Here is an 18,977-nt window from a genome sequence, read left to right as displayed (position 1 = left end):
TGAGGCTTTCACTATGAGTATTACTTATATTATATGCCTAGATTAGCAATTATTTCAAAGTTTCAAAGAAATCGTTCGCGTGGTTTACAGCCGCGATGCCGTCCTTGGCGTAAATATCTGCGCCCGCTTGGTCTGCGTAGTCTTGAGAAACTACGGCACCACCAACCATAACCTTCGTTTTAAGGCCGGCTGCGCGAATAGCAGCGATTGTGTTGTCGATTTGAGGCATTGTAGTAGTCATCAAGGAACAGATACCAACGAGAGCAGCCTTGTTGTCCTTAATGGCTTGTACGATAACTTCTGGCTCAACATCTTTACCGAGGTCGACGATCTTATAACCATTATTTTCAAGCAAGGCCGCTACGATATTTTTACCTAAATCGTGGATATCGCCTTTAACGGTAGCTACAACGACTGTACCTTTATCCAAGCTGTCGCTAGCAGGAATAATTTCTTTAATCGTGTTGAAAGCGGCTTGCATTGTTTCAGCAGCAAGCATTACTTGTGGCAAGAATAACTTACCAGAACCGAACTTGTCTCCTACTACGTTCATCGCTTCAGATAAGCCTTTTTTCGTAAGATCCAATGGATCAATACCATCGGCTAAGGCTTTTTTAACTAAATCGATAATAGCTTCTTTTTCACCTTGTTCTACACAAGCGCGAATATTTGCTAATGGGTCATTGCTATCGAAGGATGCTTTATCTGGACCTTTTGGTGCTGCGTTACCTGGTGCTGTAGTTTCGTCTTCGTAACCATATTCTTTTATGAATTCTGCAGAACCTGGGTCCCAACCAAGAAGTGTAGTACTTGATACAAATGCTTTTTTAGCAGCATAGTTAAGTGGATTCATGATTGGTGTTGTCAAGCCAGATGCGAGAGCCATTGTTAAGAATTGACCATTTAGATATGGACGTTGAGGCATACCGAAGGAAATATTGGACAAGCCCATTACTGTTGGAAAACCAAATTTTTCTTTATATAAACGCAATGTGCTAAGCGTTTGTCGTGCACTGTCTTCGCCACTGGCAAGTGTTAGAACTAATGGGTCTAGTAATAAGTCATGTGGTTGTAAACCATAGCCATATGCACGATTTACGATGCTTTCAGCTAAAGCAACGCGATCTTCAGCCTTTTCAGGTAAGTCACCACTGTAAATTGGCAAGCAAAGCAATGCTGCACCATACCGTTTAGCTAATGGCATAACGTGTGTAATGGATTCTTCTTCACCGTTGACAGAGTTGATTAATGCACGGCCTGGATAGTTTTTAAGGGCTACTTCCATAGCCTTAGGGTCTAATGTATCGATGGATAGTGGTGTTTCTACAAGCATAGATAATTCAAAAATGGCCTTTTCCATTAAAGGCGTTTGGTCCATACCTGCCACACCCATATTCACATCGAGGATGTCTGCTCCAGCCTCTACTTGGTCTAAGGCGTCGCGTTTTACACGGATGAAAGAGCCATCGCGTAGCTCTTGAGCAAGTACTTTACGACCTGTTGGGTTAATGCGTTCGCCGATGATTAATGGTTTCACATTGTGGCCTAGTTCAAGTAATTTTGTACGGCTTGTAATTACTGTTTTAGGTTCAATGTGAGCACGTTCTTTAGGTGTATGTGCTTTCACAGCGTTAGAAATGGATTGAATGTGAGCTGGTGTTGTACCACAGCAGCCACCTACATAACTTGCACCTGCATCAACAATTGGAATCATTAATGGGCCCATGTCTTCTGCTGAAAGTGGGAATACCGTTTGTTTATTAATAAGTTGTGGCATACCTGCATTTGGTTGGCAAATAATAGGTAAATTTGTGACACTAGCAATTTTTTCAATAAGTGGTGTGATTTGTTCAGGCCCAAGAGAACAGTTAATGCCAATGATATCAGCCCCCATTGCTTCTACAATTGTGGTAGCCACTTCTGGTGGTGTGCCTGTAATGGTACGACCGTCTTCACTAAAAGAAAATTGACAGATGATTTGTACATCTTCTTTAGTCTTACCTGCTGCTTCACGAGCATCCAAAGATGCTAATAGAGCGGCACGCATTTCTTGTACGTCGATAATTGTTTCGATAACGATGAAATCAACGCCGCCTTCAATCAAAGCCTCTGCTTGTTCTCTATATGTATCATAAATAGAATCAAAGCTCATATTACCCAATGGTTGTAAAAAACGTCCTGTAGGGCCCATAGAACCGGCTACACGAGCGGTTGGCTTGAACTCTGCAATTGCTTCTTTGGCAACCTTTACAGCTGCTATATTTATTTCTTTTACACGATCTTGTAAATCGTAATCTTCTAATTTAAGGCCGCATGCGCCAAATGTATTAGTAGTAATTACATCACTACCATGTTGCAAATATTGTGCGTGGATATTTTTTACTACTTCTGGTCGTTCCACGTTAAATAATTCTGGGCAATAGCCCTCTTCTAGGCCTGCTGCTTGGAGCATTGTACCCATAGCGCCGTCAAAAATGTACATGTGAATCATCCTTTATATATAATAGATGCAATTATTGATATATGAACTCTGTGATGTCAACCCGCCTTAATGTATGTAAACATTAGAGCTGTGAATGAACATTTCTTTCTCGCTCCACCGGCCGGGTCTGTCTACGCCCTTCGGGCTCCGCAGGGCCAAAGTCGCTGCGAAAGTAATGTTCATTCACAATTATCTTTCTAAATTATTCTATATGCGGGTTTTCAATCCACTAGTTCATTATAACAATTGCATCTTTTCAATATCATAAATAGATTGTTTCACGTGAAACATTTTTGATTGCACATGGGTACAATGGTACAGAATGGGTACAATGGTACAGATGTACAAGGTAATGTTTCACGTGAAACATCGTGTGTTAAAATTTTATTCTGTTGGTTGTGCTTTCATAGCTATACCAGATGTTTCGGCTGTTGTTTTGCTTGTTTCTGGTTTTGTAGCCGTTGTTTTTTCTGGAAGTTTTCTTGATTGGCAATCTTTTTGTGAGCAAGAGCTACAACCGCGTTTTGTTGTCAAACATTGATCTCCTGGCATCAAACCGATAATAGCTGTTACGGATTTTCTTGGAAATAATAAGAAGTTTTCTGTGACTTGTAGGCCGATTTGTTCGGTTTTGATGATTTTACCAAGTTGTGGTTGAATTTCTAAAGGCCAGTTGCCATAGCCTGGGCTAAAACGCCATGTAGGTGCATAACCTTGTTTCTTAGCAATGTTATTGATTACCTCGTTAACTTGGTCAGCCACTTGTTCAACTGCAGTTGTTGCCGCCGCATCTAGCAATAGACCTACGGTGTAGTTGCCTTGTTTGAATAGCTGTTCGCTACGTCTTTCAACGTCTTCGCCGACAGTAACACCTAGCACATACACCTTTGTAGATTTTTCAAGATGTTTTTCAATGATAGATCCTTCAATTTTGAGCGGCGGATTACTTAGGATAACTTTGTTTTCCGCATCGTAATCATATTCTTGGTAGACACCCTTTGGTGTCGCTAATAATTGGATTTCTTTACAAGCTTCGTCGACGAATTTTTCTGGAAAATCTTCGGCATGACGAAGTCCTGCATATCGCTTTACTTCATCTTTGTTGATGACGGGAAGCATTCCGTTATAAATGGGCATGTGAAACGCCTCCTTTAAAAATAAAATAGATTGTATGGTTAAAATGTTAAACCTATTAAAATACTGTCTTTTATAAGTATAAATATATCTATATATACTGTAAAGGTTATAGCTTCATATAATTTATTAAGGTGCGTCCATAGAAAAAAGTTATACGTAATTATTTTATACCTAATGGTGTAAATCTATTTAGTAATGATACATAATCAAATAAATTTATAAGCTGATATATCATGTCGGTGAACATATGTTTTTTTTGAAATGTTTCACGTGAAACATTCTTATTTGTTTTAGATTTTGTTTGAAAAATGATGGTCACACCTATAAAGTTCTATTTCTTTTGCGTACCCTATGTTATAATGAAATGAAATATTTTTGAACGTAAAGTTGAGGTGAATTTTGTGGGCAAAGTAATAGCGATTACTAATCAAAAAGGCGGTGTAGGCAAGACTACAACATCTGTTAATCTCAGTGCTTGTTTAGCTGATGCAGGCAAAAAGGTGTTATTAATAGATTTGGATCCGCAGGGTAATGCTAGTTCTGGATTAGGCATTGAAAAAGATGATTTGGAATTATGTGTTCACGATGTGTTGATAGATGGCGAAGACATTGCTAATGTTATTCAATCTACAATGCTTAAAAAGCTTTTTGTAGCGCCTGCAACGATTCAATTGGCTGGTGCTGAGGTAGAATTAGTAGGGATTGTTTCACGTGAAACAATTTTGAAAAAAGCCATTGCTTCTGTACGCGATGAGTATGATTTTATCATTATTGATTGCCCGCCATCTCTTGGTTTGCTAACATTGAATGCTTTCACAGCGGCTGACAGTGTTTTGATTCCAATTCAAACTGAATTTTATGCCTTGGAAGGTGTTAGTCAACTTGTTAAGACGATTACAATCGTGCAACAAACATCTAATAAAGACCTTGTAATTGAAGGTGTGTTGCTTACCATGTTTGATGGACGTACTAATTTGTCTGTCCAAGTGGCAGATGAGGTAAAATCGTTCTTTGGTACTAAGGTGTATAAAACAATTATTCCTCGAAATGTTCGCCTCAGTGAAGCACCAAGTTATGGGGAACCGATTATTGTATATGATCCAAAATCAAAGGGTGCAGCTGTTTACACTAAATTAGCTAAAGAGGTTATTCGAGATTCTAAGAAAACGAAATAATTGGTATAGAATAGACTAAATAAATATGATTCTGTAATGTAAGCACAAACTGTATATTGGTTTGTGCTGCATTTTATATATACGGTGTGAAAGTACTAATAGATTGGGGATTATTATGGCGATGAAACAGAAAAAGGAACGTAAAACATTGGCAGCAATGATGGGAGAACAGTCCATAGAGACGGCTTTACCTGAACGTGAAGTTCACGAGTTGCCTATAGGGGATGTAATTCCTAATGAGGATCAACCACGTAAGAATTTTGATGAACAAAGTTTAGCTACTTTGGCTGAGTCCATTAAGAATCTAGGCATTTTTCAACCAATCGTCGTTCGCAAGCAAAAGGATAAATACCAAATCGTAGCCGGTGAGCGCCGCTATCGCGCGGCATTGATGGTGGGCTTAGAAACAGTACCTGTAGTTGTAAAAAATTATAATACAGAGGAAATGACAGAAGTCGCTTTAGTAGAAAATCTCCAACGTGAAGGTTTGGATCCGATTGAAGAAGCTTTGGCGTATCAAGGTTTGATGAATACGTATAAGCAAACTCAGGAGATGATTTCTGCACGACTTGGACGTAGTCGTTCTTATATTGCCAATATGATGCGCCTTTTGAAATTAGCTGCATCTGTTCAAAAAGATTTAATTGAAGGCGATTTAACTGTTGGTCAAGCTCGCCCTTTATTGGCTCTACGTAGCGCAGCGCAACAAGTAGAAGCAGCAGAGCGCATTAAAGAGGGCGAATTAAGTGCTCGTCAAGCAGAGCAGCTCGTGAAAGCAATGATGTCTAAAAAGACTAAATCTAAAGACACTACAGAGCCACATGATACAGCTGAGGTTCGCGCATTGGTAGATCGTTTAAAATTGAGCCTAGGTTCTCCAGTATCTATTAAATTTAGAGCCGGTAAGAAGGTACAAGGTAAAATTGAAATTGCCTTTAGCTCTGAAACTGAATTAGAACGTCTTATTGCGTATATGGATGCTCAGGAGAGCACAGAACATGAAGAAACAATGGAGTTTCGCGTATAATGGAACAAACACCAAAGGCGAATCGCGTACACATCGGCTTTTTTGGCCGTTGTAATGCGGGTAAGTCGACCTTAATTAATATGCTAACGGATCAACCAGTATCCCTTGTGTCTGAGGTGGCAGGCACTACGACTGATCCTGTTAGCAAATCTATGGAAATATTGCCTCTAGGACCTGTGGTCATTACCGATACGGCGGGAATTGACGATACATCGGAACTGGGCGCTCTTCGCATTGAAAAATCCGAAGAAATTATCAAAAAAATCAATCTCGCTGTCTATGTGTTGCGTAATGATGAAGCGCCCACTGCTGATGATATGATGTGGCTTAACAAGTTGAAACAAAACAATGTGCCTATCGCATTATTCATCAATGAAATAAACGCTTTTGATAGTGAAAGCGCTCATGACAACGATAGCAATGGTAATGAAAGTAATGATACTAACCTAAATTATGTAGATGCGTATCCCAATTTGTCAGCTATTGCCACTGTCGTAGGCTCTACGGATTTTACATCGAATCGAGACCGTCTTACATTGCTCGATTTACTAGGCGGGTTAACACCGCTCGATGTAGAAGGCGAGCAATCTCTATTACAAGGGTTAGTTGATCCAGGGGATACTATCATTTTGGTATGTCCTATTGATTCGGCGGCTCCAAAGGGTCGTCTAATCTTGCCTCAGGTTCAGACAATTCGTGAGATTTTGGACCATAAAGGCCTTGCCTTGGTGTGCCAAACAGAAGAGCTACCGACCATGCTCAGTAAGCTTTCACAAAAACCAAAACTCGTCATCACCGATTCGCAAGCCTTTGAAGCGGTGAATGCGTTGACGCCTGCGGATATTCCATTAACATCATTTTCCATCTTAATGGCTCGGTTCAAGGGAAAATTGCAGGATTTAGTAACGGGGGTGAAAGTCCTCAACAACTTGAAACCTGGTGCGCGTGTACTCATCAGTGAGGGCTGTACACATCGTCGCCAATGCGATGATATTGGAACCGTTAAAATCCCGATGTGGCTTAAAAAGAAGGGGCATACGGATCTACAGCTTGAATTTACCAGCGGTGGCGCGTTCCCTAAGGATGTGAGCAGTTATGACCTCATCATCCATTGCGGAGCGTGTATGTTGACGCGGCGCGAGGTGTTACGTCGCATCGATTGTGCCGTTGTGCAAGGTACGCCTATTGTGAATTATGGTGTACTTATTGCGTCATTACATGGTATACTAGAACGTGCTATTAGTCCGTTTATGGACGAATTAGATAGAAAGGGTTTTGAATGTTAGAATCTATACAACCCTATATCGGTGTATTAGGATGCGCATTAGCCGTTATTTTATTGGTATATTGTATCATCCTTCACATTAGATTGGGGAGCTTAACGAAGAAGTTCAATTTCTTCATGCAAGGTGAAAATGGGGCTAGCCTAGAACGTAAACTTTCAGTAGAAATCACTGAAATTCGTGAGGCCGCAAAGGGATTGCAGGATATGATCGAGGAACAAACTCAAATTCGCAATATTCAAGGCAATACATTGCAAAAGATCGGCTTTAAGAAGTATAATGCATTTGATAACATCGGCAACGATTTGTCCTTTGCCCTTACATTGCTTGACGGCAATAATAATGGGGTTTGCATTTCCAGTATATATGGCCGGAATGACTCTCGTATTTTCAGTAAACCGATTGTGAAAGGTAAAAGTCTCGTTAATCTTTCACAAGAGGAATTGGAAAGTTTAAACGAAGCGCTTGGGGAACGTACGAATGAGGAAGCGTTAGCGAGCGTTATCCATTCTCAATAGGCAAATCGCTTTGATGTGTTCGCATAGGATGCACATGCATGATGGATTGAGGAATGATTAAAAGTAAGGAAGGCATTTTGAAAGTACCAAGTATTTTGAGTTCTGTAGTGTCTCAGAATGGTGAAAATTGCACTATTACATTGAGTCATAAACAAGCGAAGATCGTAGCTGTAGTAGCTATTGTCTTATTTGTAGCAGCACTTGTTTTATCCATTTGGGGCATTGCACGACAAGCAGAAATCGTTCAATTGCGTCAACAAACACAATTGCAAACAGAACAATTAAAACTGTTACAACAAAAAACAGAAGTGTTGGATAAGAAAATCCAAAACTTAAATCAAATTAGTGAAGAAAACAAACAAATGTTGAAGGGTGCTGAGTCCGGCACACCATCTCAAGGTGGTAGTGATGGTTCTGACCCAAAGCAGGAAGCCGCTAGCGATGAGACTAGTCCCACGCTAAGTGCGGCGCAACTTTCAGCAAGACTATCTAAATTAGATAAGGATGCACAAAAATTATTAGTTAGCTTCTACACGATGCGCAACATCTTGCGTGACGGTGGGGCTCAAGACATTGCTGCATTGCAACAATTGAACTACACCACAGGTTCTGGTGGCTATACGAATAGTACAACACCAAGCATCTGGCCAAGCAAGGGCGTTATTACATCACCTTATGGTAGCCGTGTCGATCCTGTGACTGGCGCTGCTAGCGCATTCCACGAAGGTGTCGATATCGCCGATGATTACGGCACACCTATCGTTGCTACCGCAGCGGGTACCGTAACATTCGCAGGCTACACCGAAGGCGGTTATGGTAACCTCGTAGAAATTGACCATGGCAACGGATTTGTGACCCGCTATGGCCACAATAGCGCCGTTCTCGTTACACCGGGCATGACCGTAAAACAAGGCCAAGTCATCGCCCTTATGGGTAGTACTGGTAAAAGTACTGGCGCACACGTACACTACGAAGTACGGATTAATGGGTCCGCGGTTGATCCAATGGTATTTTTGCCAATTAGTAATTAAAACTACATAGAGTCGATAGACCCCTCCTGAAAATGATACGCTACTGCGCTACGCGGAGCCCGAAATCATTTTCAGGAGGGGTCTATCTTTTTCTATCTAAATTTAGCTGACTAATTGGCTAAAATACCATTGCACAACTTAGCATAAGGGAGAGCCCGAAGTCGTTTTCGAACAGGGAGTATCCCTTTTGGCGTGTACTAATTCTGAGTATCTAATATATGTGTCCTAAAAAATAGAACAGACGTGTACTAATTCTAGGGACCTAGTATATGAGTCTAAAAAAATAGAACAGGCCTGTACTAATTTAAAAGATCCCCTATATGGATACGCCGAAGTTATGTAACAAGTATTCATCACATCTCCTCCTAAACGGCTGGTTTGGCAGGAGGTTCATATACTATAATTGCTACATTTTATATGTTGATGATATAGATATCACATGTGGCATAATCCTTTTTTTGCTGATAATAATATCTATTGGTTGTTGTATTGGTGCCTGTTGTTTTATAAGCATACGTGATTGAAGTGTTAAATAGTAAGGTGGTGATGGGGTTCTAAATCCGACTTTGGCCCTGCGAAGGCCGAAGGCCGTAGTCAGACCCGGCCGGTGGAGGATTTAGGGCCCCATCACTACCTTGTTCGGCACCAATGAGTAGATAATATAATGGGCATCTCAATCATTTTAATAGATATTATTATCTTATGCATAATTAGGATTGGCTTTCATGTGATATCTATTCCTTTTCATCTATAAATATTGTACAATTAAGGTATATGAACGGAGGTATATCTATGAAGGCCTATGTACAAGTTTATACCGGCGAAGGCAAGGGTAAAACGACGGCTGCGATCGGCCTCGCTATACGAGCTATAGGCGCTGGCAAAAAGGTTTTATTTTTACAGTTCATGAAGTCTAAAGTGTATAGTGAACATAATATTTTACCGACCCTCAAAAATATTACATTAGAAACTGTAGGTAAACCGTTTTTTATCATCAAGGAAGGCATGAAGAGCAAGGATGAGCTCGCCAAATGGGGTGATGAGGTAGTTGTATTTGAATCGGGGAATCCGCCTAAGGATTATGTAGCGCTTATTGAAAAGGGTTATGAACGCGCGTTAGAGGCTGTTTCTAGCGGCGACTATGATTTGGTGATTCTCGACGAATATAACATGGCTTTGTTCTTTGAACTCATTGATTGGAAAAAGACGGAGGCTCTATTGGAGGCTCGCAATCCGGAAACAGAACTTGTGTTTACGGGGCGCGGGGCACCGCAAGAACTTCTTGACGCAGCCGATCTTGTGACGGAAATGAAGGAAGTTAAGCATTATTACATGCAAGGTGTAATGGCTCGCAAGGGCATCGAAAATTAGAGCATACTTTCACAAATCCCATAACCTAAGGAGGTGATGTGGTTGAGTATAGTCGCTATTGTAGCACTCGTCGTAGTGCTTCTCATCGTAGCGCTGATCATGATTATCCTACTAACGCCAATCACATATAGCATCGAATGGAACGGCAGGACGCCGTACCGCGTAGAATTGTCGGTCAAATGGCTGTGGCGCGTGTTGTCGCTGCATCTCGCATATTTCCAGGGCAAACCATTTTTTAAAGAACTTTATCTATTAGGTATGCAGAAAATAGGCCCTGTGAAAGAATATGACGAATGGATTCAACAACGGGTTGATGACGAATATCAGAAGGCCGTTGACGAATTTGAAAATGATCCGATGTCTGCGCAAGCGGAAGCGATGATGAAAGCCATGCAAGGCGGTGGTCAGGGCGGCACTGAACCGACTGAACCGACGACTGCTGGTGTTTCTGGTGAAAGCCTAGATGCTACGCGCAGTGCAGGGGCATCTTCGGATGAGCCAGGTAAACAAGTTCGCGTTGAGCGTGTGGATGCATCTAAGGATGACAATAAAGGCGCTGAAGCGCGGGCTGCACAATATGATTCAATCCGCGATAACCCGACGATGAAATCCGATGACGAAGTGGTGGAAAAAGTCACTTTCAATAGTGATGGCACCGTAAAAGAGAAGGTATTTACGAAAATAGACGGCTTGAAAGATAGCGTAAAATCGCGCTTTCAGAAACCAGATCCTAACGATCCGGTGGCCAGTTTTAAGTCGAAAATTCCAACTTTCTGGTTTATGAAACATGTGACGAATACTGAATTGTGGCGTCAATTATTGCTTGTTTCTAAGCGGTGTTATGACCATTCAAAACCACGAGATATCGCCGTAGAAGGGCGTATCGGCATCGGTGATCCTTTTAAGGGTGGCATGCTTGCTTCGATGTTGTACAGTATTTGGCCTGAACAGGCTGAACATATCGAGATTGATTATTTGCATTGGCATTTAGAAGGCAGCGGCCATATTAAAGGGCGCATTATCCTAGGCGCGTTGGCATGGCACGGCACGCGATTCGTGTTTTCACAACCAATACGGGCACTCATAGCTGAAACGGTTAAGGTCGTTTGGGTTAAGCGCAAAGAAAAGAAAGAATTAGAGCGATTGAAAGCGGAACAAGCCGCTAACGCATAGTTGACATCAGTGGAGGTACTACGATGGAGAACAGTAACGTAAAAGAAAATTTAGAAGTCCTTTTTGAAAAGTTCAAAAATATGATTAAGGTGGAAACGGTTGTAGGGGAAGCGGTGCAAATCGGCGATACTACATTGGTTCCATTTGTGGACGTAACATTTGGTTTCGGCACTGGCACAAACCATAACACATCTGGCAAGAACCATGAATGTGGCGGCGGTGGCGGCGGCGCTCGCATGGAACCAAGCGCTGTGCTCGTGATCAAGGGCGAACGCATCGAGTTATTCAACATTAAAGGCAATCCTTACAGCAGCAGCTTTGATCGCCTTATCGGTTTGGTGCCTGATTTAGTGTCCAAATTGAAATCCGATAAATATATCTATCTTAATGACGAACAATAATAGATAGTAAATTTTTAATAAGGGTTCATGATGAATTCATGGGCCCTTATTATTATTTAATAGTATACAATCTAATTATTAGATGCTATATCTTATCTATGATTTTTGAGGGTTTTTACTTGTGAAAGCAAGTTAGATTTGATATAGTAAAAATAGTGCATTACATGTTTGTGTAATGAAACTTTACTGTTCAGGAGGATCTCAAATGAAATTAACTAAAAAATTGACAACATTGGCTATCGTTGGTGCTATCTCCGCTACCACTGCTGTGGCAAGCGCTGCTAACATTGGTTTGGTGCAAATGAGTCAAGTTGTAAATAGCTATCCTGGTTACGGTGCACTCGATATGAAAATGCAACAAGTAGATGCACAATACCGCCCACAAATTGAAAAGAAAATGCAAGAAATTGACAAAATTAAAGATCAAGCTCAAGCAGAAGCAGAATTCAATAAATCCGTAGCTCCATTGTTACAAAAAGAAAATGACGAAGTGAATAAAATTGCACAACCAATGATGCAAAACATTCATAACGCTATCGAATCCGTTCGCGTTGAAAAGAAAATGGACGTTGTATTAGACGACCCATACACAATCCGCGCAGCTGATGCAAACAGTAACGTTGAAAATATTACAGATGAAGTAATTAAACGTCTAAAAAAATAATATTTTAATGTCGCTCTGGCGATAAATAAAAAAGACACCCTCCTAAAAACTCCACCGGCCGGGTCTGTTCCTTTGGAACAGGGCCAAAGTCGTTTTTAGGAGGGTGTCTTTTTTTCTCTAAATTACACATAAAATATTATTTTTTTAGACAGTAGGTAGAAGGACAAAGTCGTTTTTTGAGAGGGGGCTGTTTTCCTTTATCTAAGATAGATATTAATTTTTCAGACAGTAGGGGGAAGGGCCAAAGTCGTTTTCAGAGGGGTATCCCTTTTTTCGTTAATCTCTTTGAATAAAATATTATTTTTTTAGACTAAGGACCAGGGGGACGCAGGGTGTTTTGTGCTGGTTGGTTTGTTATGGTATGATTTAGTTGTAATTGAGGGCGGCGAAGGAGGTTTTGTAGATGTCTTTTATGCAGGTTTGTTGGAATTTGATGCGGTATCCGCGATCTAAGGGGATTCCGTATATTATGGAGAATGGTACGTTTGATCAAGCGCTAGTTTTTATGTTGCGTTTGTTTGGCTTTATGCTTGGTTTGTCGGTGGTGGAAAATGGTATCATATTTTTTATCACGCCTGTAACTGTGTTAGATACGATTGTATCGATTTTAGGCTTTGTTTTTGCCTGGTTTTTCCTAAAAGGGCTTTGGTTGATATTGGCCCATTTTTATGTGAAAGCCACTAGTAATCGTGATCTTATGTTTAAGGATACGTTCATGGCCGTTTCGTATGCGATGGCCTTTGATTTACCTATAACCATCTTATCCTTACTCGGTGCTGTACTCGTTATTGTATTGAGCCTTGCCGGAGCGGGTATGATTGCGTTCGGAGTTCAATCTATTTTGGGCCTAATCGCATTTGTATTAGCTATATATTATATGCTTTGCTCCCTTGGACTCTACCGTCAGATGTTAAAGACTACATCAATGCATATTATTATCATTGCTATTGTATATACTGTACTTTTAACAAGTGCATCTATGATGTTACGAGTATAGGTGAAAGTTATTTCATAAATATTAACAATACAATACGTGAAAGCAAAAAAACGAGCTTAGAATGAATCCAGGCTCGTTTTATTTTATGTGCTAAATGGGCAGATAAAGAATTTAGTATTTTATTTAGTCAATCGATAGCTCATGTCGAGGAGCATTTTTATTCTTTCAGTAGGCACAGAGCCATCCAAAGAAACGGTTAGCCAATTGGCCTTGTTCATATGATAGGCTGCATATATGCCTGGTTCCTTACGAAAGGCACCAATCATGGTAGGCTCGCATTTTATGTTTAACACATCGATAGGCCGAATGTTTGGCCATCCTAATTTATCGGTAGTAATATTCATGACTAGGGCGAACCATTTATGATTACTTTGATGGCGGTACACCTTGTAATGCGGGAACTGCGTCCAAGGCGTATTGGTGGTAGTATCCTCAAATTGATTGTGAATATAGGTTTCTAAATCTTCGCGTGTCATGTAAATCCTTCTTTCTCTCTTACATAATTAGTATATTCTCTTATGAAAGCAACTGCAAGTAAAAACACTATATTCTATAGAAATACAGTTATGAAATTAAGATATTAGGACTAAGAATGTAAAAAACACCTATATATGGTAATAGTTACTGTTTTATGTAACTTACCACTTATAGGTGTTTTTTATATATAGACACTAAGGAAAGGAGGAGGTCATATCTATATAATCTTATTCAGGTTTATGAACGAGGTTTACGATGAATTCGCTATCTTCAACAAGCGTTGCTTGAATGTAGTTATCACCATTAAATTCGAGAACTTCACCCGGTACGAGTACATGTTCTTCTGTTTCGTTAAGGAATACTTGAACTGTGCCCTTAACAACAGTAAAGATAACATTGGCTTCAGGATGATTATGTTTTTCTACCTTTTCACCTGCTTTGCCATCTTTTTTTACGATTACGTAGTTAGGGCCTTGGAATAATAAACCTAGATCTTTTTTTACTGTGCCTGCCATGATGCTGCACCTCCTATATTTGAAAGTATATGAGTAATGATTTATCTTATAGTTCTATTATAACTGATATTTCTTATCAATTCTGTGTCTGTAGCTACACTTTTATAAGGAATTTTAAATTAGAACAGGCCTGTACTATTTTTAAGACACATATACTAGGTCCTTAGAAATAGAACACGCCTGTACTATTTTTTTAGACACATATACTAGATCCCCTGAATTAGAACACGCCTGTTCTATTTTTTTTAGACACATATACTAAATCTCCGGAATTAGAACACGCCTGTTCTATTTTTTAGATACATATACTAGGTCCCTAAAAATAGAACACGCCTGTTTTATTTTTTTAGACATATACACTAGATTCCCAGAATTAGAATACGCCTGTTCTAATTTTTTAGGCACATATATTGGATCATTAGAAATAAAAACGCGAGCGTAAAATTTTACGTTCGCGTTTTCGTTCGTTTTTCGTCCGTTTTAGCGAACGAAATGGTATTTATTTTTTAGCGATTGTGTACAAGCGTGTGCCGTTTTCTTCTGTGGTGATGAGTTCGAATGTAGGATCGATAGCTTTCACAAAGGCTTCGAACCATGTTTGGTAAGCGAGCATCATGAATTTAGGGTCTACGCCTGCAGTGCGCCAGTAGCCAGCTTGTAAGCGGTGGTCGCCGACCCATGTGAAACGGTCCGCGCTGTCCTCAACGATTTGGTCGCCGCCGTCGCAAGGCATGCCGTTTACATAGAAGTTTTGAAGGGCATTGTAGATGGCCGGCGCCGTATGTTCTTCGAGGCTATCTTGGGCCACAACGCCGCATGCTTGGCCTTGTACAGCGAAGGCATCGAGAATAGCGGTTACTACGTGAATAGCATTTTCATCAGCATTTGTATCGAGCATGTCTTTGATGAAAGCCGCTTCGCGGACGGATGCTATGTTGATTTGGTTGGAGAGCCAACCGTGAATGTTGTTGTGGTCGATAATGTTTTCCAATGGAATGCTAGGGTTAATTGGTTCACCGTATGTATCTACGGAGATGGAATGTAATTCCTCAGCAAGGTCATCTACGACCTTTGTCGTTTTTTCAAGAATTAAGTTTTCGCGCTCTACGAGCAATTGAATTTTACGGTATAACCAGTAGTGAATATGACCTAAAAATGCGGACATGTGGAACTCCTTTGTATAAATTTTTATGATAATGGGGAAGGGACCTATGTATTTACATAGGTCCTTATATATTTCTAATTATGCACCTTTGCGGGCAGTTTCTAGTTTGTTAAGTAAATCGTACACGTTGACGCCGTGGATTTCAGCGGCTTGCCATAGTGGTTCCATCGTAGAGGATGGGCAACCGAGGCAACCCATGCCGATGCTTTGTAGTACAGGTACTGTATTTGGATAGATGTCCACGATATCACGGATGATTGTATCCGGTGTAATTGGTTGACCTGGTTCAAGGCGTGGCGTTTCAACCTCTGGATCATTGCCGTGACCTGGCAAGTTAACAACAGGTTCCGCTGCTTTCACTTCTGTAGGAGCCCCTTCAAGGTCGCCTAGTACAGCTTCTTTGAAAGCATCTAAGCCGATGCGATCGATGAATTCACCCATTCGTTCGATTTGTGCATTTGCTTTGTAATATTCGATGATGCGGTCCACAAGTGCAAGGGCTTCTTTTTCTGTTGTTACCTCTGCAATGAGATCGCCAATGCGTGGATGCGCACCGCCGCTACCGCCAGCGTAGACGCTCCAGCCCTCAACAGAACCGATAACGCCAACGTCCTTCATGCGGCTTTCAGTACAAGAATTAATGCAGCCGGACACGCCGATTTTCATCTTGCTAGGCATTTCTTGGGACAAATATTTGCGTTCCAACTGCATGCCAAGATGCACGCTGTCTTGTTTAGCCCGTTTACAGAACGTTGTGCCTGGGCAAATCTTGACGCTGCGCACGCGGTTGGACACCATGTACGCCGGCTCCATGCCGAGCATTTCCCACGCTGCGTCTACGTCCTCAGCTTTCAAATTCGTAATCATAATGCGTTGGCTGCCGGTTAGTTTAAGAACAGCGCCAAATTTGTTTGCCACATCAATATATTTTTGCAATTGATCTGGTTGAATAAAACCCGCTGGAATGCGCGGTGTAATAGCATAACGGCGTTGGCCGTTTTTAATTCGTTGTAAATTTCCTGCAATTTGAGCCATTGTAATCCCCTCTAAATTGTAATGAACTACTTATATTCTATCATATATTTTCACTGTGAAAGTCTCTATTAGCACATGCTAGAGATGATGCGTTTCGACGGTGATGTACGTCCAAACGATACATGTTCTAGAGAGCTAGTAAGAGATTGTTATGAAATGATTGTTATCATCATTTCAAGTTACATATACTAGTATAATTCATTTTACAATAAAATAATGTGTCCCAAGCTACAAAAAAGTAAAAATTTTTGGCACTGTTTCACGTGAAACTAAATACAAAAGTACGGCCCTAAACCTTGATTTGGGGCCGTTTTTTCAGGGGTAAAAATATTATTCCTCTTTTTTGAACGAATTTGCTTGTCACGAGCCTCCTTTTGGAATGTATATAGGTGAAAGGAGGTGATCAGATGGCTGAACTAAAACGCACAAAGTTAGTGTTACGTTTTAATATCGGTACAGAAGAAAAACCGAAATACAAAGACGTCACTTTCACACGCGTCGCTGAAGAAGCTACTGATGATGCGGTCAAAATCGTTGGCACTGCATTGGCTGGTCTCTATGAGAACACCATTGCTGACGTAATACGCGTCAACGAAGTATCCCTTGGTCATTAATGTGCTTTCACTTGTAATAGTTAGCACATAATGGCTGCGTGAAGGTTCGTAGTAATCCAAACCCTGTGGACCTATCGCGATCATTCCCATCCTTATGTATATGAATTAGAAAGGAGTGCCCAACATGGCTGATAAACGTGTGGTATATCTTAAATTTGCTACAGTCGATGGTAAAAGCGCATCGATCACAATTAGTGGACCTCGCACTGGCCTTACTTTGGAACAAGCTAAAACGGCAGCTAATGCGCTAGTAGCGAACAAGGTAATCTTAGGCTCTGGCGACGCTCCATTGGCAAGCTTTACCTCTGCCAGTGAAGTATCTACGCAAAGTAAAGATTTGCAATAAAACAACATATCGCTAATGTACAGATGAATCTATCGCATCTATGCCTAGCATAACTAAGGCCGCGATGCCTAGTATAAATATGGCGATTATGCCAAATACAACTATCGCTGTTATGCGATGAATATCTTATCCCTAGTCATATGATAGCCTCGGAACCTGTCATATGACGCCTCCCAGCGGGCCGCTCTTCGGAGTGGCCCGTTTTGTTGTATAATGAACCTAGAATTATCTTGATGTAGGAGGAACGATGAAGGTTCTATACGATACAATTTTGAAAGCAACTTATACAGGCCGTCCCAATCGGTTTGTGGTGACCTTGGATCTTAATGGTGAAAGCGTACTTGCCCATTTACCAAATCCAGGTCGTATGTGGGAACTGTTATTTACCGGTGTCACGATGTACATCGTGCCTCATGATAAGCCTGATGCGAAGACGAAGTATCGCGTTGTAGGTATTGAGCGCGATGGCGTGGTTATCATGCTCGATACAAATTATAGTAATGATGTGGCGCAGCATTTGATTGAACATAAACTCATCCCTGGCTGGGAACAATGGCGCGTCGTACGTCGTGAATATACGGTAAAACTACATGGAGCGACATCACGCTTTGATCTACTCCTTACTAATGACGAAGGTGAAGAATTCTTGTTAGAGGTTAAATCCTGTACCTTGTTCTCCAAGACTGGTGCCATGTTCCCTGATGCTATTACAGAACGGGGCCGCAAGCATTTATTGCATCTAAGGGAACTGCAAAACGAAGGCTACCATACGGGTGTGTTATTCCTTGTACAATGGGACCAAGCCCAATGGTTCTTGCCAGATTATCATACGGATTTAGAATTTGCCATGACCTTTAAAGAGGTAGCCCCATACCTCGATTGGAAAGCCGTTGCTGTGGCGTGGGATGAGACTTTCACCATGCCTACCGTGACGCGCACCTGTACCTATCCGAGCTATGTTCTCGATAGCGAAGCGCACGACAGTGGCGTGTACATCATGGTGATGCACCTTGACCATGAACTAGACCTCGAAATCGGTTCCAAGGGCATGATGCATTTTAATGCAGGTTATTACATGTACGTTGGATCCGCCAAGGCAAACCTTACGAAACGCATTGAGCGCCATAAGAGAAAACGCAAGAAAATGCATTGGCACCTCGACTACTTCCGCGGTCACTGCGAAATGATAGCGGCCGTGCCCATTCGTACAAGTGGTCTGCCCCTTGAAAGCTGGAGCCTCACCCATGAACCATACCCATCCATGCCGAGCACGCCAGACCCCGATGTAGACGTGAGCGTTGAATGTGCTTTGGCTGATGCGGTGCGTGCTATTGCTGAATGGGATGTACCTAAATTTGGCTGTTCCGACTGTGATTGTACAAGTCATTTGTTTGGTATGACCGAAAATCCAATACATAATAAAGACTTTATGGACGTGGTGGAAGAATTTAGGATGAATCAACTGGATTCCATAATTGTTGAGAATTAATAAAGTAGCATATTTGAGATGTGTTAGTAGTTATTTCCAAAATGGAAATAACTACTGATGATATGCTGATAAAAGGA

At 41.1% G+C, this 18,977-nt stretch carries 19 protein-coding genes; 13 read left to right on the top strand and 6 right to left on the bottom strand.

The window, feature by feature from the left end:
- Positions 1 to 49: 49 nt before the first annotated feature.
- Positions 50 to 2,482: a homocysteine S-methyltransferase family protein gene (locus VIHSUH07_RS02605; RefSeq protein WP_105083789.1), complete on the bottom strand. Its 2,433-nt coding sequence runs from the start codon at positions 2,480 to 2,482 to the stop codon at positions 50 to 52.
- Positions 2,483 to 2,866: 384 nt separating this feature from the next.
- Positions 2,867 to 3,619 (bottom strand): methionine synthase, encoded by a 753-nt coding sequence (locus tag VIHSUH07_RS02600; protein WP_105083788.1) that lies wholly within the window; start codon positions 3,617 to 3,619, stop codon positions 2,867 to 2,869.
- A gap of 401 nt (positions 3,620 to 4,020) precedes the next feature.
- On the opposite strand from VIHSUH07_RS02600, the gene VIHSUH07_RS02595 reads away from it, so the two are divergent.
- The 10 genes from VIHSUH07_RS02595 to VIHSUH07_RS02550 all read left to right on the top strand — a co-directional run bounded on the left by VIHSUH07_RS02595 (position 4,021) and on the right by VIHSUH07_RS02550 (position 13,259).
- Positions 4,021 to 4,794, top strand: coding sequence for a ParA family protein (locus VIHSUH07_RS02595; RefSeq protein WP_105083787.1), 774 nt, complete (start codon positions 4,021 to 4,023; stop codon positions 4,792 to 4,794).
- A 115-nt stretch (positions 4,795 to 4,909) separates the two neighbouring features.
- Positions 4,910 to 5,821: a ParB/RepB/Spo0J family partition protein gene (locus VIHSUH07_RS02590; protein WP_105083786.1), complete on the top strand. Its 912-nt coding sequence runs from the start codon at positions 4,910 to 4,912 to the stop codon at positions 5,819 to 5,821.
- On the top strand, positions 5,821 to 7,107 hold the full coding sequence (hydF, locus tag VIHSUH07_RS02585; protein ID WP_105083785.1) for a [FeFe] hydrogenase H-cluster maturation GTPase HydF: 1,287 nt from the start codon (positions 5,821 to 5,823) through the stop codon (positions 7,105 to 7,107). Before VIHSUH07_RS02590 ends, hydF begins: the two co-directional genes overlap by 1 nt.
- On the top strand, positions 7,101 to 7,622 hold the full coding sequence (locus VIHSUH07_RS02580; protein WP_016476263.1) for a DUF4446 family protein: 522 nt from the start codon (positions 7,101 to 7,103) through the stop codon (positions 7,620 to 7,622). The genes hydF and VIHSUH07_RS02580 overlap by 7 nt, the downstream gene beginning before the upstream one ends.
- Positions 7,623 to 7,675: 53 nt before the next feature.
- On the top strand, positions 7,676 to 8,653 hold the full coding sequence (locus VIHSUH07_RS02575; RefSeq protein ID WP_105083784.1) for a M23 family metallopeptidase: 978 nt from the start codon (positions 7,676 to 7,678) through the stop codon (positions 8,651 to 8,653).
- Between the two features lie 792 nt (positions 8,654 to 9,445).
- A complete protein-coding gene (locus VIHSUH07_RS02570) occupies positions 9,446 to 10,024 on the top strand; it encodes a cob(I)yrinic acid a,c-diamide adenosyltransferase (RefSeq protein WP_105083783.1) in 579 nt (192 codons plus the stop codon).
- A gap of 42 nt (positions 10,025 to 10,066) precedes the next feature.
- Positions 10,067 to 11,197 carry a hypothetical protein gene (locus VIHSUH07_RS02565; protein WP_105083836.1) on the top strand — a complete coding sequence of 377 codons (1,131 nt, stop codon included), beginning with the start codon at positions 10,067 to 10,069 and terminating at the stop codon, positions 11,195 to 11,197.
- A gap of 23 nt (positions 11,198 to 11,220) precedes the next feature.
- Positions 11,221 to 11,598 carry a GerW family sporulation protein gene (locus tag VIHSUH07_RS02560; protein ID WP_038123670.1) on the top strand — a complete coding sequence of 126 codons (378 nt, stop codon included), beginning with the start codon at positions 11,221 to 11,223 and terminating at the stop codon, positions 11,596 to 11,598.
- Positions 11,599 to 11,803: 205 nt separating this feature from the next.
- Positions 11,804 to 12,262: an OmpH family outer membrane protein gene (locus VIHSUH07_RS02555; protein ID WP_005375856.1), complete on the top strand. Its 459-nt coding sequence runs from the start codon at positions 11,804 to 11,806 to the stop codon at positions 12,260 to 12,262.
- A 403-nt stretch (positions 12,263 to 12,665) separates the two neighbouring features.
- A complete protein-coding gene (locus VIHSUH07_RS02550) occupies positions 12,666 to 13,259 on the top strand; it encodes a hypothetical protein (RefSeq protein ID WP_105083782.1) in 594 nt (197 codons plus the stop codon).
- Positions 13,260 to 13,378: 119 nt separating this feature from the next.
- Here the strand turns inward: VIHSUH07_RS02550 and VIHSUH07_RS02545 are convergent, their stop codons facing one another.
- The 4 genes from VIHSUH07_RS02545 to VIHSUH07_RS02530 all read right to left on the bottom strand — a co-directional run bounded on the left by VIHSUH07_RS02545 (position 13,379) and on the right by VIHSUH07_RS02530 (position 16,451).
- Entirely contained in the window at positions 13,379 to 13,735 is a 357-nt protein-coding gene (locus tag VIHSUH07_RS02545; RefSeq protein ID WP_105083781.1) for an MmcQ/YjbR family DNA-binding protein, read from the bottom strand.
- 228 nt (positions 13,736 to 13,963) lie between these two features.
- Positions 13,964 to 14,251, bottom strand: coding sequence for a cupin domain-containing protein (locus tag VIHSUH07_RS02540; RefSeq protein WP_105083780.1), 288 nt, complete (start codon positions 14,249 to 14,251; stop codon positions 13,964 to 13,966).
- Between the two features lie 499 nt (positions 14,252 to 14,750).
- Positions 14,751 to 15,416 carry a hypothetical protein gene (locus tag VIHSUH07_RS02535; protein ID WP_105083779.1) on the bottom strand — a complete coding sequence of 222 codons (666 nt, stop codon included), beginning with the start codon at positions 15,414 to 15,416 and terminating at the stop codon, positions 14,751 to 14,753.
- A gap of 78 nt (positions 15,417 to 15,494) precedes the next feature.
- Positions 15,495 to 16,451 carry a DUF1858 domain-containing protein gene (locus tag VIHSUH07_RS02530; protein WP_105083778.1) on the bottom strand — a complete coding sequence of 319 codons (957 nt, stop codon included), beginning with the start codon at positions 16,449 to 16,451 and terminating at the stop codon, positions 15,495 to 15,497.
- A 407-nt stretch (positions 16,452 to 16,858) separates the two neighbouring features.
- Between VIHSUH07_RS02530 and VIHSUH07_RS02525 the strand changes: the two genes are divergently transcribed.
- The 3 genes from VIHSUH07_RS02525 (at position 16,859) to sfsA (ending at position 18,900) form a co-directional block, all read left to right on the top strand.
- Entirely contained in the window at positions 16,859 to 17,065 is a 207-nt protein-coding gene (locus tag VIHSUH07_RS02525; RefSeq protein WP_005375915.1) for a DUF1659 domain-containing protein, read from the top strand.
- 124 nt (positions 17,066 to 17,189) lie between these two features.
- Positions 17,190 to 17,411, top strand: coding sequence for a DUF2922 domain-containing protein (locus VIHSUH07_RS02520; RefSeq protein WP_016476269.1), 222 nt, complete (start codon positions 17,190 to 17,192; stop codon positions 17,409 to 17,411).
- 247 nt (positions 17,412 to 17,658) lie between these two features.
- A complete protein-coding gene (sfsA, locus tag VIHSUH07_RS02515; protein WP_105083777.1) occupies positions 17,659 to 18,900 on the top strand; it encodes a DNA/RNA nuclease SfsA in 1,242 nt (413 codons plus the stop codon).
- Positions 18,901 to 18,977 lie beyond the last annotated feature (77 nt).

This window comes from Veillonella sp. T34266-5 (assembly GCF_002959815.1).
Taxonomy (GTDB): domain Bacteria; phylum Bacillota; class Negativicutes; order Veillonellales; family Veillonellaceae; genus Veillonella; species Veillonella atypica.
The sequence above is the reverse complement of the archived record's forward strand: the minus strand, read 5'-3'. Positions and strand labels throughout refer to the sequence as shown.